The organism is Streptococcus parasanguinis, assembly GCF_901875555.1.
Classification (GTDB): domain Bacteria; phylum Bacillota; class Bacilli; order Lactobacillales; family Streptococcaceae; genus Streptococcus; species Streptococcus parasanguinis_H.
This window is the reverse complement of record NZ_CABFMD010000036.1, coordinates 79,549-92,753: the sequence shown is the minus strand read 5'-3', so window position 1 is coordinate 92,753 and position 13,205 is coordinate 79,549. Positions and strand designations below refer to the sequence as shown.

11 protein-coding genes and 1 tRNA gene are annotated in these 13,205 nt (G+C 44.0%); 5 read left to right on the top strand and 7 right to left on the bottom strand.

Annotation, left to right across the window (positions count from 1 at the left end; translation table 11 throughout):
- Window positions 1-54: 54 nt before the first annotated feature.
- Window positions 55-525, top strand: coding sequence for a COG2426 family protein (locus tag JX304_RS10020; RefSeq protein WP_205012437.1), 471 nt, complete (start codon window positions 55-57; stop codon window positions 523-525).
- A gap of 163 nt (window positions 526-688) precedes the next feature.
- On the opposite strand, the gene tsf is transcribed toward JX304_RS10020, so the two are convergent.
- Together tsf and rpsB are read right to left on the bottom strand one after the other, a co-directional pair.
- Complete coding sequence (tsf, locus tag JX304_RS10015) at window positions 689-1,729, bottom strand: translation elongation factor Ts (RefSeq protein WP_205012436.1); 1,041 nt, start codon at window positions 1,727-1,729, stop codon at window positions 689-691.
- Window positions 1,730-1,811: 82 nt separating this feature from the next.
- Window positions 1,812-2,594, bottom strand: a complete 783-nt coding sequence (gene rpsB / locus JX304_RS10010; RefSeq protein ID WP_003016971.1) for a 30S ribosomal protein S2 — start codon at window positions 2,592-2,594, stop codon at window positions 1,812-1,814.
- Window positions 2,595-2,847: 253 nt separating this feature from the next.
- Between rpsB and JX304_RS10005 the strand changes: the two genes are divergently transcribed.
- Both JX304_RS10005 and JX304_RS10000 read left to right on the top strand, forming a co-directional pair.
- Window positions 2,848-2,918 (top strand) — tRNA-Cys (locus JX304_RS10005).
- Between the two features lie 143 nt (window positions 2,919-3,061).
- Window positions 3,062-3,820, top strand: coding sequence for a hypothetical protein (locus tag JX304_RS10000; protein WP_205012435.1), 759 nt, complete (start codon window positions 3,062-3,064; stop codon window positions 3,818-3,820).
- Between the two features lie 250 nt (window positions 3,821-4,070).
- Here the strand turns inward: JX304_RS10000 and nusG are convergent, their stop codons facing one another.
- The 3 genes from nusG to rpmG all read right to left on the bottom strand — a co-directional run bounded on the left by nusG (window position 4,071) and on the right by rpmG (window position 5,133).
- The gene (nusG, locus tag JX304_RS09995) at window positions 4,071-4,607 is read right to left on the bottom strand and encodes a transcription termination/antitermination protein NusG (RefSeq protein WP_205012434.1); all 537 of its coding nucleotides are present in this window, start codon (window positions 4,605-4,607) and stop codon (window positions 4,071-4,073) included.
- Between the two features lie 187 nt (window positions 4,608-4,794).
- A complete protein-coding gene (gene secE / locus JX304_RS09990) occupies window positions 4,795-4,971 on the bottom strand; it encodes a preprotein translocase subunit SecE (RefSeq protein ID WP_003002261.1) in 177 nt (58 codons plus the stop codon).
- 9 nt (window positions 4,972-4,980) lie between these two features.
- Entirely contained in the window at window positions 4,981-5,133 is a 153-nt protein-coding gene (rpmG, locus tag JX304_RS09985; RefSeq protein WP_187538360.1) for a 50S ribosomal protein L33, read from the bottom strand.
- A gap of 144 nt (window positions 5,134-5,277) precedes the next feature.
- On the opposite strand from rpmG, the gene ypfJ reads away from it, so the two are divergent.
- Complete coding sequence (gene ypfJ, locus JX304_RS09980) at window positions 5,278-6,186, top strand: KPN_02809 family neutral zinc metallopeptidase (RefSeq protein WP_205012433.1); 909 nt, start codon at window positions 5,278-5,280, stop codon at window positions 6,184-6,186.
- A gap of 636 nt (window positions 6,187-6,822) precedes the next feature.
- Here the strand turns inward: ypfJ and pbp2a are convergent.
- The gene (gene pbp2a, locus JX304_RS09975) at window positions 6,823-9,057 is read right to left on the bottom strand and encodes a penicillin-binding protein PBP2A (protein ID WP_205012432.1); all 2,235 of its coding nucleotides are present in this window, start codon (window positions 9,055-9,057) and stop codon (window positions 6,823-6,825) included.
- Between the two features lie 103 nt (window positions 9,058-9,160).
- On the opposite strand from pbp2a, the gene JX304_RS09970 reads away from it, so the two are divergent.
- Window positions 9,161-10,024 (top strand): RluA family pseudouridine synthase, encoded by an 864-nt coding sequence (locus JX304_RS09970; RefSeq protein ID WP_205012431.1) that lies wholly within the window; start codon window positions 9,161-9,163, stop codon window positions 10,022-10,024.
- 283 nt (window positions 10,025-10,307) lie between these two features.
- On the opposite strand, the gene JX304_RS09965 is transcribed toward JX304_RS09970, so the two are convergent.
- A complete protein-coding gene (locus tag JX304_RS09965; protein ID WP_205012430.1) occupies window positions 10,308-13,082 on the bottom strand; it encodes a GBS Bsp-like repeat-containing protein in 2,775 nt (924 codons plus the stop codon).
- Window positions 13,083-13,205 lie beyond the last annotated feature (123 nt).

Sequence of the window (13,205 nt, the reverse complement as noted above, 5' to 3'; positions counted from 1 at the left end):
TCAATTACTGGAAGATACGATAGAATGAAGAGGACTAATCGAAAGGCATAACCAATGAAATATATCTTTACCTTCCTGATCTCCATGGTTCCCCTCGTTGAGTTGCGTGGGGCCATCCCTTTTGCCGTTGCAAATGGCATTCCCTTATGGACAGCGCTCCTCATTGGAGTGATCGGAAACCTTCTCCCGGCCCCTCTGATCTTCTTTTTCGCCCGCCATATTCTCACCTGGGGCGCAAAGAAACCAATTATCGGAGGCTTTTTTAGCTGGTGTCTCAGTAAGGGACATAGAGGCGGCCAGAAATTAGAGAAAGCTGCGGGCGACAAAGGAATCTTCTGGGCCCTATTGCTCTTCGTTGGAATTCCTCTTCCGGGGACTGGGGCTTGGACTGGGGCCCTTGCAGCTTCTATCCTTGACTGGGACTTCAAACGCAGTAGCCTGGCTGTCATGCTCGGAGTAATTCTAGCCGGCCTCATCATGGGGACTCTTTCCCTGCTTCTAGGAATCGATACCTTCGCACATTAACCAAAAATGATTTCATTTCAGATCATATCTTCTCTGAATCTTCGGTAACGCCTGTTATTTTTGAAAACAAAATTTGTTAATATTCTAAAACACCTTAAACAAGGATATAAGATATTTTTCATACAAAAAAGAGGTTTCCATCGAAACCTCTTATTTTTTATTCTTAGTTGTTAAGAGCTGCTGCCATTGTAGCTGCCACTTCTGCTTCAAAGTCATTTGAAGCTTTTTCGATTCCTTCACCAACTTCAAAGCGAACGAATTCTACTACTGAAGCGTTAACAGATTCAAGGTAAGCTTCCACTGTCTTGCTATCATCCATGATGTAGACTTGTGCAAGAAGAGTGTAGGCTTGGTCAACTTTGGTGTTGTCCAAGAAGAAACGGTCCATTTTACCTGGGATGATTTTATCCCAGATTTTTTCTGGTTTACCTTCAGCTGCCAATTCAGCTTTGATGTCTTCTTCAGCTTGTGCTACAACTGCATCTGTCAATTGTGCTTTTGAACCAAATTTCAAGTGTGGAAGAGCTGGTTTACCAACCATTGCACGGCTTTCGTTATCTTGGTCGATCACGTGGTTCAATTGAGCCAATTCATCTTTCACGAATTGCTCATCCAATTCTTTGTATGAAAGAACAGTTGGTTTCATTGCAGCGATATGCATTGACAATTGTTTAGCAAGAGCTTCGTCTCCACCTTCAACAACTGAGATAACACCGATACGGCCACCGTTGTGTTGGTAAGCACCGAAGTGTTGTGCATCTGTCTTTTCAAGCAAAGCAAAACGACGGAATGAGATTTTTTCACCGATTGTAGCAGTTGCAGATACGTATGCAGCTTCAAGCGTTTCACCTGAAGGCATTGTCAAAGCAAGAGCTTCTTCGTTGTTAGCTGGTTTTCCTTCAGCGATGACTTTCGCTGTTTCGTTTACCAAGTCAACGAATTGAGCGTTTTTCGCAACGAAGTCTGTTTCAGCGTTGACTTCAACAACTGCTGCAACATTACCGTTCACATAAATACCAGTCAAACCTTCAGCGGCAACACGGTCAGCTTTCTTAGCTGCTTTAGCCATACCTTTTTCGCGAAGCAATTCGATCGCTTTTTCGATATCACCCTCAACTTCAACCAATGCTTTTTTAGCGTCCATGACACCAGCACCAGATTTTTCACGCAATTCTTTTACAAGCTTAGCTGTAATTTCTGCCATTTTTGTTCTCCTATATTTTTTTAATAAAAGAAGAGGGTCGGGCTGAGCCCTGCCCTCTTAGGTTCGTTACTTATTGAATGAATTAAGCGTTGTCGCCTTCTACAACTTCAACGATTTCTTCGATTGAATCAGCTTGACCTTCAGTAGCTGCCAATTCAGCTTCTACTGTTGCAACACTGTCTTCACCCTGACGTCCTTCGATAACAGCGTCAGCCATTTTCGCAGTGATCAATTTAACAGCGCGGATAGCGTCATCGTTCGCTGGGATGATAACATCGATATCATCTGGGTCAGTGTTTGTGTCGACCATCGCTACAACTGGGATACCCAATTTCTTAGCTTCTTTAACAGCGATTTGTTCTTTGTGTGGATCCACAACGTACATTACGTCTGGGATACGAGGCATGTCTTCGATACCGCCCAAGAATTTTTCAAGACGAGCGCGTTGTTTGTTCAACAATGCAACTTCTTTCTTAGGAAGAACTTCAAAAGTTCCATCTTCTTCCATACGTTTGATTTCTTTCAAACGAGCGATACGTTTTTGGATTGTTCCCCAGTTAGTAAGAGTTCCACCCAACCAACGGTGGTTGATGAAGTATTGACCTGAACGAACTGCTTCTTCTGCAACAGCATCCGCAGCTTGTTTCTTAGTACCTACGAACAAGATGACTGCATCGTTTGCAGCTGCATCACGCATGAAGTCGTATGCTTGGTCTGCATATTTTACAGTTTGTTGCAAGTCGATCACGTGGATTCCGTTACGTTCTGTGAAGATGTACTTCGCCATCTTAGGGTTCCAGCGACGAGTTTGGTGACCAAAGTGTACACCAGCCTCAAGAAGTTGTTTCATTGAAATTACTGCCATGAGTAAGTTCTCCTTTTTTGTTTTTTTCTCCTCTCTCAGACGTCAACTTGCAGCACGACCACAAGGGCAACGGTGCCACAATGGATCCGAGATGAGTATTTGCTGTCTTAGACAACTCTATAAGTATAGCAGAAATCGCTAGACTTCGCAAGCTATTTGAGAGATTTTTTCACTATTCTCCATCTGCAATGATTTGAAACAAAAAGTTTTTCTTGACCTATCTTGTTTTTTAGGTTACAATATTATATGTTATGGCGGTATAGCCAAGTGGTAAGGCACGGCTCTGCAAAAGCTTGATCGTCGGTTCAAATCCGTCTACCGCCTTGATAATAAAATTTTTTATCATCTTTTATCTTTTAAAAATTCCCCTAGCAATAGGGGATTTTTTGTTGCCATTTGCTCCATTCCTTGATTATTGATATAATAAAGTCTCGCCTGATCGGCGAAGCACATTAGAAAGGGTTAGTATGAAAAACATTCGTTTCTTTACGATCGGCCTTCTGTCACTAGTGACACTAGCAGCTTGCTCACCTGCCAATTCTGGGCAACCAGCAAAAACAGCTTCTAGTTCCAGAAAACCGATCAAACAATCCTCTACTAAAAAATCATCCAGTAAACTGACGAGCGCTTCTTCAGACAGCAGTAGCTCAGATGATTTTTCAGATCGCTACAGTTTGGATCCAGATGACGGGGCTTCTCTCCAACATGTGCCTGGAGCTGCATCCATTCCTGAGATCGAAAAACTCAAGAAACTCCATCTGAGCACTGGTTTTGTATTAAGAACCGAAGATGGACAAGAGGTTGGTGGGCCAAAAGAAAGAAGCAGTTACGATGACGTAGTTGCAGCCTTTGGCCAGCCAGTCAGTAGTACAGACAGTGCGAATCCTGGCGATGGCGTCAATGTTTGGACAACAGACAATGGCGATATCATGGCTGTCTTCCGCAATAATGTCCTAACAGATATCACCTTCCGTTTAAAGGGGGGCAATGCCAACCACCAGTCTACCGGCAGCATTTCCAAATCCGATACACCAAAAACAGCCCTCAAACGTCTCGGAAAGCCCTATATCATTATGCGTTCCGAACGTTGGACCAGCTATGTCTATAAAGATAGCAACGGAGACGAATCTAACTTCTCTACACAGGGAGACAAGATCGTTGATGTCATGTCTGCTGCAGAAACCAAGCAGTTAAAAAAGATCACTGGCCTGGATAAAAATCAATAAGGCGCAATGAAAAGAGGCTGGGACAAAAGTCCTAGCCTCTTCTTGTCTTTGGATTGTCGAGCAAGACGCAGTGGTTGAGTGCTCAAAACACTGCTTTGAGGTGGCGGATAGAACTTGCGAAGCAAGTATCCTAAGTCTTTGTTCGCTTTTTAAGCTGCAAAGATGCCCTATGTTGACGGAAACTATGTTTCCTTTATCTGCAACCTTCAACAGTCTCCCAGACTGTTGAAGCTGTCCCACTCTCTCTTTCTTACAATTCAGCAATTTGGTTCAAATTCACTTCTGCAACTGTATCGTTACCGAACATAGAAATGACCATTTTCACTTTGTTGTTATCAATTTCAGTGATCTTACCAGTATAGTCTGTGAAGGCACCGTCAATGATACGAACCGTATCGCCCACCTTAACATCCAAATCAAACTCTTGAACGGTTTGACCCATAGAGAGCAAGATACTGCGGATTTCTTCTTCCAACAATGGCGTTGGTTTTGAACGGTTCCCGTGTGATCCGACGAAACCAGTAACGTTCGGTGTATTCCGAACGACAAACCAAGCTTCATCTGTCATGACCATTTCGACCAAGACATAACCTGGGAAACGATTTTCTTCGATTTCTTTAATCTTCCCATTTTTCTCTACTTGTACGGTTTGAGTTGGAATCTCTACGCGCAAGATGTTTTCTAACATATTATAAGTTTGCGCACGTTGCAATAGATTTTCTTTTACCTTGTTTTCATATCCTGAATAGGTTTGTAGTACAAACCAGCCTTTATCAAAACTGTCCATTTGGGCATCCTTTCTTTCTGTTTAGCCTGCTCGAGCTTTTGTGAACATACTAAAAAAAGCCTCTTGGCTTTCCTTTTCCTAGCTTCATTATATCACATTTTGCCGGAATGCAAAGAGGTTTGCTGATTTATTTTTAAGAAAAGACCATAAAAAGCAGGACCCTTGGGATCCCGCTTGGTTTCTTTTCTTAAAAGAAATTGATCATGTGCAATAGACCACGTGCAATGACTTTGTCAAACAAATAAATCAATGCAACAAAGAAAGCGGTGTACTCAATCACTGAGATAAAGTTTTTCCATCTTTCCTTGCGATTTGGCCAAGTTGTATCTTTTAGTAAGACGAAAATATCTTTAATGAATTTCACAACTCTCTCCTATCGTGTTTCTTTATGGATGGTATACTTGCTGCAATGTTTGCAGTATTTGTTGACTTCTAGACGTGTTGGCTTGGGCGTTCCACTCAATTTGATGGAGTAGTTGCGTGATCCACAAACCGTACACGCTAGACTTGCTTTTTTTAATGCCATAACGCCTCCGTTCACCCCATTATAGCAAGTTTTCCACGTTTTGACAAGAACAGAAAATCTCCTGTCAAGAAAAAAGCGAATATAAAGCGTTATCACTCTGGTTTTCGCCTCATTTTTGGTAAAATAAAACAAAAGGAGACGAATATGAAAAGTGATAACCTAAAAGAAAGTAGAAATATCGAAGACCGTCGAGGGCAAAGCTACTCCCAGTCTTCAGGCAACAGTAACCTCGGTGGGGGCATTTTACAAATTTTGCTATCGCCTGGTAGCTTCAAGAGTAAGATCGTCATCATCCTTCTCATGGTCCTTCTAGGTGGGGGAGCTAGCCTTGGGGGCCTCTTTGGAAATGGGACTTCACAACCTTACCAGTCCACCCAAGTCACGCGCACCAACAAGACCCATGTCGACGATGCAGATGCCCAGTTCGTCAGTAAGGTCCTTGGAACAACAGAAGATCATTGGCACAAGGTCTTTCAAGCCGAAGGGCGCATCTACCATGAGCCCAAACTAGTCTTCTATACCGGACGGACAAAGACAGGCTGTGGGGTTGGGCAAGCATCGGCTGGTCCTTTCTACTGTCCAACCGACAAAAAGATTTATTTGGATATGAGCTTCTATAAGGAATTGACAACCAAATACAAGGCCAGCGGGGACTTTGCCATGGCCTACGTCATCGCCCACGAAGTCGGCCACCACGTACAAAATGAGCTGGGAATCCTTGGCAAATACCATCGGATGCAACAAGGAGTTTCTGAAAAGGAACGAAATGCCATCAGTGTCCGCATTGAGCTGCAAGCAGATTACCTAGCAGGTGTCTGGGCCCGCTCCATTCAAGACCGAAACCTTTTGGATATCGGTGATATCGAAGAAGCCATGAATGCGGCCCATGCAGTCGGTGACGACACTCTCCAGGAGCAAGCATACGGTTACTCGGTGCCAGATAGCTTTACCCACGGGACTTCGGAGCAACGCATGCGCTGGTTCAAACGGGGCTACCAGTACGGGGATCTCCAACATGGCGATACCTTTAGCTTATCAGATAGTGAACTCTAAACAAGAGAGTGGGACAGAAATCGGTCATTCGTTAGAATTCGATTTCGTCGTCCCACCTCCGCACAGTTGAGTAGGGCTGTAAAAAGCTGATGAAATCAGCGTAGTAGAGCCCACTCAACCACTGCGTCTTGCTCAGCAACCCAAAGACAATTGAGAGGCTAGGACTTTTGTCCCAGCCTCTTTAGAATATAGACAAATTGCATTTTACATAAAACAATCTAAGTGACGTTGAAAAATTAAAATAATTAATACTATTAGGATCATTTCAACAGAAACTTTCCGCCGTGAGAAATGTGCTAGAGACAGGATTGTTTCTAGCACTCGGGAGTTTTGGAAGTAAAACAGTTCGGGGAACTGTTTTAGCCTAAGCCTAGAAATATAAAAGCGAATGGGTTCAAAACGAATTGAACACGGGCTGCGGATCGTGTTAAAAAGATAAGTCTTCCTAGAATCTAAAGATTCTGCGTCAAACTTCCTATTTTGACTTTATCCGCCGCGCCTTTTGTATCTTAATTTAGTCATGAAACTTCTTCGAAGTTCGCTGACGTCCGTACTCACCTAAGGAAAGTTGCTAAGATGTCTTTGTCTTCAATCTGCAAAAAACGATTCAGGAATTCTTCTGAATCGTTTTTTTGTTTAGAAACCAAGCCAGCCTTTGAAGGTATCCCAAGCGTTTTTCGCTTTTCCTGGGATATCGGCCTCGTCGATTGCTTTTTTCGCATCATCGACCATATTCGACGCCTTTTCTTTGACATCCTCAAAGAAACCTTTGTCTTCTTTGCTGTCTGTTTCTGTAGTTTCTTCTCCGACTGGCGCAATGCCATTTTCAGCATAAGAGTTCTTCACCGAATCAAACTGGGTACCGTCTGTATAAGGCAGGACACTGTTGGCAACATTGCGGAAGATCTCGGATGCCGTTCCAGCACTACTATCGGTCAGGTAATGACCTTCATCGGTCGTTGGGAAACCAAGCCACTGACTGATGACCACATCTGGCGTGTAGCCGATCACCCATTGGTCTCCAGAGAGGTCCTTATTAAAGCTGGTCTCTGTCGTACCGGTTTTCCCTGCCATGGTATAGCCGTATGGTGCAGCGTTAACCCCCGTACCATTACTAAAGGTACCTAGCATCATATTGGTCATCTTATCCGTTGTGGACCCACTGAGTACGCGTGTGGATTTCTGGCTGTGGCTCTTGACCACCTGGCCACTGGCATTTTCGATCTTGGTAATGAGGTGAGCATCATTCATGACCCCGCCATTGGCAAAGGTCCCATAAGCCTGAGCCATCTGCATCGGATTGGTTGTCACACCAGATCCCAAGGCGACAGCAAGGTTCTTATCTACCTTGTCCATATTCAGGCCGAATTTTTTCCCGTACTCAAAAACTTTGTTCAGGCCTAAATCATTAGCCGTCGCAACAGCTGGAAGGTTGAGGGATTCTGCCAAAGCCTGGTACATCGGTACTGTTGGGCTCGTCTGGATTCCCGCATAGTTGTTGACCTGATAGCTTCCATATTGGGTGGTACTATTGTCCAACTCCTTATTGGTCGACCAACCTTCGGCAACGGCTGGACTATAGACCACCAAAGGTTTGATGGTTGATCCTGGACTACGGGCAGCCTGAGTCGCATAGTTATAGCTACGGAATCCTGGGTTTTGATCGCTGCCGACACGACCTACGAGAGCCCGAACCCCACCGGTCTTAGGATCGAGGGCTACACTACCAGATTCAGCGCGCGTGCCGTCTTCCGCTACTGGGAAGAGGGCCGTATTATCATAGATTACCTGCATGCTTGCTTGGTAATTTTGATCCAGCTCGGTGTAGATCCGATAGCCATTTTTGACAATGTCCTCTTCGGTCAGTCCGTATTTATTGACTGCTTCATTGATGACCGCATCAAAGTAGGATGGGTAGCGGTAATCCTCTGATTTGCCTTGATAGGCATCGACTAGCTGGCCATGGATATCGACAGCAGCTGACTGATCAGCTGTTTTCTGGTCAATATAACCAGCTGCCACCATATTTTGGAGGACCGTATTGCGGCGATTGGTCGCATTCTCTACTGAATAGAGCGGGTTATAGATCTCTGGCCCCTTCAGCATACCTGCGAGAACCGCAGACTGATCCAGACTTAATTGACTGGCTGAAACCCCAAAATACTTCTTGGAAGCATCCTCAATGCCCCAAACCCCATTTCCAAAATAGGCATTGTTGAGATACATGGTGAGGATCTCTTTTTTGCTGTACTTCTTATTGATTTCAAGGGCTAGGAAAAATTCCTTGGCCTTGCGCTCCACCGTCTGGTCCTGAGACAGATAAGCATTCTTGGCTAGCTGCTGGGTGATGGTCGACCCACCACCTGAGCGACCTAGGGTCAAAATCGCTAAGAAGAAACGACCATAGTTGATCCCGCTATTCTTGTAAAAGCTCCGGTCCTCTGTTGCGACTACGGCATTTTGCAGATTCTCACTAATGGCATCGAGTTCGACGTAGGTTCCTTTTTGCCCGGTCAAACTTCCAGCCTGGTCCCCATTCTTATCATAGATAATGGTGGTCGCCTTCAGTGCATTTTGCAAATCCTTGACGTTGGTCGTCTTAGCAAGGTAGAAGAGATAGCCCCCTGTTAAGAGGCTAAAGCCTAGCCCAATAATCAGGAGGATCTTGGTCAAATGGAAGCGGCGCCAAAAACGACGGAAGGGGTGCTGAGAGAGAGGCTTGCTTCTGTGCTTGCTCGAGCGACTATAGGTCGGCTCTACTGTCTCTTCCGGCAGTTCCGTATCGGGCACTTCTTCTGCCACCGCTTTGGGTGGATGATCCTTTCTAAAAAAAGTGATCAGGTTTTCAAATAATTCTTTTATTCTATTCATACCTGTTATTTTAACACCTTATCCTTGTCCTAGCAAGAAAAGATCGCTCATCCCCTTCTCCCATTTAGTTTTCTTTAAGCTTAAATTTTGCTACAATAGGGTCATGAACTATCAATTTACCATTCCAGAATCTTTTCCACAGATGACTGTGAAAGAGCTGCTTGAGGACTACTTCCTCATTCCCCGTAAGATCCGGCATTTTTTACGAACCAAGAAGCATGTCTTGGTGAATGAAGAAACCATCAACTGGCAGAGCCCCGTTCAAAAAGGTGACCAGATCCAGCTGATCTTTGACGCGGATGATTACCCTGAAAAAGAGCTCCCTGCAGGCGATCCGAGTCTGGTCGAAGAACTCTATCAGGATGAGCATGTCATCATTGTCAATAAGCCTGAAAGCATGAAGACCCATGCCAATGAGCCAACAGAAATTGCTCTGCTCAACCATGTTTCCAGCTATGTCGGAGCTACCTGCCACGTCGTCCACCGACTAGACAAAGAAACCAGTGGAGCGATTTTATTTGCCAAGAATCCTTTTATCCTGCCGATTCTCAACCGAATTTTGGAAGATAAAAAAATCCAACGTGAGTATTGGGCCTTGATCCAAGGCAGCTTAGCACAAAAAACTATCATTTACAAGGATAAAATTGGACGCGATCGCCACGATCGGCGCAAGCGCTTGGTCGATCCGCGAAAAGGTCAGTACGCAGAAACCCAGGTGACACAACTGAAAAAAATCGGACGAAACAGCCTGGTCAAATGTCAGCTCAAGACGGGACGTACCCATCAGATCCGGGTTCATCTCTCCCATCATGGGCACCCGATTGTCGGAGATCCTCTCTATAACCCTGCACGAGGAAAGCGACTCATGCTCCATGCCCACCGCCTGACCTTCACCAATCCATTAACCCTTGAAACCATCCAAGTCGAAGCCCCTTCTAAGAGTTTCGAAGAAGGGTTGAGAAAATGAGAAAAGAACCGAAATAGTCTTCTCAGAGACTTTCCTTAAGTGAGTACGGACGTCAGCGAACTTCAAAGAAGTTCCATGACTTAGTTTTGAGCCCCAGGTCTCAAAACTCCCGAGTGCTTGAAATTCTAATATTTCAAGCACATTTCTCACTGCGTAAACTCTCCAGTCATAATCGAATAATTCAAAAGATAAAAATTATTTAAAACAATTGACAGAATCTCTCATTTTATTTTAAAAAAATTTATCTGCATTCTAAAAAAGAAGCCACCGGGCTTCTTTTTTGTTATTGGTATCGAGGACTTGCAAATCCACGGATATTGCCATGACCGATTCGGTAGGCTTTTCTACGAACCTGATCATTTGAGTTTCCTTCAATGGTGTGAATAACCCCATTTGAGACGCTCTCAACAATTCCGATGTGATCCGCGAAGCCATTATTTTGCTGGCTATTTTGATCCCAGTTAAAGGTGATGATATCCCCTGCTTTTGGTGTAGTGGTACCATCTTCATTCCAGATACCCAAACGTTTGAAAATCTGAATGTGCCGTTCGACTCCACATTCACGGCCAATCAAACCACTCAAGCCCTCACGCTGGAAGACCGTTGTGACAAAGATATCACACCAATCATCAGAATTTTTCACAGCGTATCCAACTGGTAGGGGACGTACGCTATTGTAATCGTTGACCAATTGATGATGGGCTGCACTTCCGCCACGAACACCGACAAGACTTGCTGCAGCTCGTAAAATACGATCTCGTTGACCATTAGAAACATGAGGATTGTAAGCTGTTTGGTCAACCGTCACGCGAGGTGAAAGAGCTGTTTGACCAAGGTTAAAGCCTTCAACGCCACCATCCACATAGTCCACATAGACGTGGGTTGTGTAGTTTCCTTTCTGGTATTGGTGATTCGCTGCAGAGACCTGCACTTCTGTATGCATACCAGAAGGTGCTGTTGAATACCAGTAGAGATTTTCTTGATGGGCTTGAGACCAAGCAGCAACACGGATATTCTTAATCTGACGACCTTGTGGTGCTTGATCCACCGTTACTGTATAGGTTCCAGCACCAGAATTGACGTTCTTAATAGAAGCTTGCGTCTTGGTCATGGCATTTCGGAACTCCACTTCTGTAGTCGTGGTACCAACACCTACACGAGAACCATCATTTTGGATATAGTAAAGGTGAATATGGTACTTACCAGTAGAATTCTTGTGATCGCTCGCTTTGACAGATACCTTGTAGTCTCCATTCGCTTGGCGAGTTGCTTCATACCAGCGAAGATCATCCTGACCATCCTTGTCCGACCAAGTTGGAACTTGAACAGTCCGCACACCTTTAGGGCTGTAGACATCTTTAATAATGACGTCAAAGGTGCCCGTATCTTTGTTGTTATTTTGAATCAAAATAGTTCCAGAAAGACGGGCTTGACGCACTTCTGTCGTAGTTTCTGTGATGTAATTTCGTTGATTATTTTGATCTACATAATAAACATGGACATTGTACTTACCATCCTCATTTTTATGATCTGAGGCTTTGATAGTAGCACGATAACTACCATCGCTTTGAAGCACTGCTTTATGCCATACCAGATCATCAGGCCCGTTTGAATCTGACCATGTTGGAACCAAGACTTCTTTCAAGCCATTTGGTGCAACAACATTACGAATAACGGCATCAAATGTGCCTGTTACAGTATTGTTGTTCTCAATTGTGACAGTGCCACTTGGTTTAACTTCACGTACTTCTGTCGTGGTCTTTGTGATGTAGGCTTTTTGATTATTTTGATCTACGTAGTAAATATGGACATTAAATTCACCTGTGTCATTCTTATGCTCAGATGCTTTAATGGTTGCACGGTAGCTACCATCACTTTGACGGACTGCCTTATGCCAAATCAAATCGTCCTGACCATTTTTGTTAGACCAAGTAGGGACTAAAACTTCTTTCAAACCAGTTGGAGCGACTACATTCCGAATAACCGCATCAAAGGTTCCTGTCTCAGTATTGTTATTTTCAATCGTTACTGTACCATTTGGTTTGACTTGTTGAACGTCAACTACTTTTTTAGTCAAATACAAATGATTATTTGAACCATCTACAATGTAGACATCGGCACGGTATTTGCCAGTTGAATCCTTATGATCCGTTGCTTTGATAGTCACACGATAAGAACCATCTGCTTGACGCGTTGCCTTGTGCCAAATGAGGTCATCTTGGCCATTTTCTAGACTCCATGATGGAACTAAAACTTCTTTCAGACCAGTTGGTGCAACAATATTGCTTACAACAGCATCAAAGGTACCTGCTACTGGGTTATTGTTTTCAATCGTCAGAACACCACTTGGTCGAACGTAATCAACCGAAACTACTCGTTCCGCAATATAGTGGGGTTTCCCAGAGTTGTCTACGATATAAGCATCGGCACGGTAATTTCCTTTATTATCCTTATGTTCGCTTGCCATAATCGTTACACGATAGCTACCATCAGTTTGCTTCGTCGCCTTATGCCAAATAAGGTCGTCTTGGCCATTTTCAAGACTCCATGATGGCACCAAAACTTCTTTCACACCTAGTGGCGCTGTGATATTACTAACAACTGCGTCAAATGCACCTGTAGTTTGGTTATTATTTTCAATTGAGAAAGTGCCACTTGGTTTCTGTACTTCTTCTGTCGGTAAACTATTATTTTCTGAATCTACCACTCGTGCGCGTGCACCGTATGGAGCGCGACTAGCTACCACGGCAGGTGCTGGATGCTCTGTTGCACCCTTCTCGCTAGTGACCTGCTCAGAAGACGGGGTATCACTAATAGTTGGTGTGATAGGTGCTGTCTCTGCTCCAACGGCATTTTCTGTCTGAATACCTTTCTCAACTCCCACTCCTTCGTTCACCGTATTCTGCGCTTCTGATGAAGTTGTTGTTTTTGCAACGACAGCTGATGTATTTTCTGGTGTTTGATCGGACGCCTGTTGCTCATCGGCTTTGACTTGTTGTGTCGAAAAAGCTAACAAAACAGCTGTCCCAGCATAAAAAATAAGATCTTTCTTTTTCATGTATCTTCCCCTACAATTTTTTTACGGATTGTACCCACATAGTAGTATTATAGCACAAACCGCCGGATCAAGAAACAATATCATTAGAAGATTTTATCCTGTTTTTAAAGAAAAAAGAAGACC

What these genes read in the sequence shown, in the direction of transcription:
- JX304_RS10020 (WP_205012437.1), top strand. Translation starts at nt 55, where the DNA reads ATGAAATATATCTTTACCTTCCTGATCTCCATGGTTCCCCTCGTTGAG.
- tsf (WP_205012436.1), bottom strand. Translation starts at nt 1,729, where the DNA reads ATGGCAGAAATTACAGCTAAGCTTGTAAAAGAATTGCGTGAAAAATCT.
- rpsB (WP_003016971.1), bottom strand. Translation starts at nt 2,594, where the DNA reads ATGGCAGTAATTTCAATGAAACAACTTCTTGAGGCTGGTGTACACTTT.
- JX304_RS10000 (WP_205012435.1), top strand. Translation starts at nt 3,062, where the DNA reads ATGAAAAACATTCGTTTCTTTACGATCGGCCTTCTGTCACTAGTGACA.
- nusG (WP_205012434.1), bottom strand. Translation starts at nt 4,607, where the DNA reads ATGGACAGTTTTGATAAAGGCTGGTTTGTACTACAAACCTATTCAGGA.
- rpmG (WP_187538360.1), bottom strand. Translation starts at nt 5,133, where the DNA reads ATGGCATTAAAAAAAGCAAGTCTAGCGTGTACGGTTTGTGGATCACGC.
- ypfJ (WP_205012433.1), top strand. Translation starts at nt 5,278, where the DNA reads ATGAAAAGTGATAACCTAAAAGAAAGTAGAAATATCGAAGACCGTCGA.
- pbp2a (WP_205012432.1), bottom strand. Translation starts at nt 9,057, where the DNA reads ATGAATAGAATAAAAGAATTATTTGAAAACCTGATCACTTTTTTTAGA.
- JX304_RS09970 (WP_205012431.1), top strand. Translation starts at nt 9,161, where the DNA reads ATGAACTATCAATTTACCATTCCAGAATCTTTTCCACAGATGACTGTG.
- JX304_RS09965 (WP_205012430.1), bottom strand. Translation starts at nt 13,082, where the DNA reads ATGAAAAAGAAAGATCTTATTTTTTATGCTGGGACAGCTGTTTTGTTA.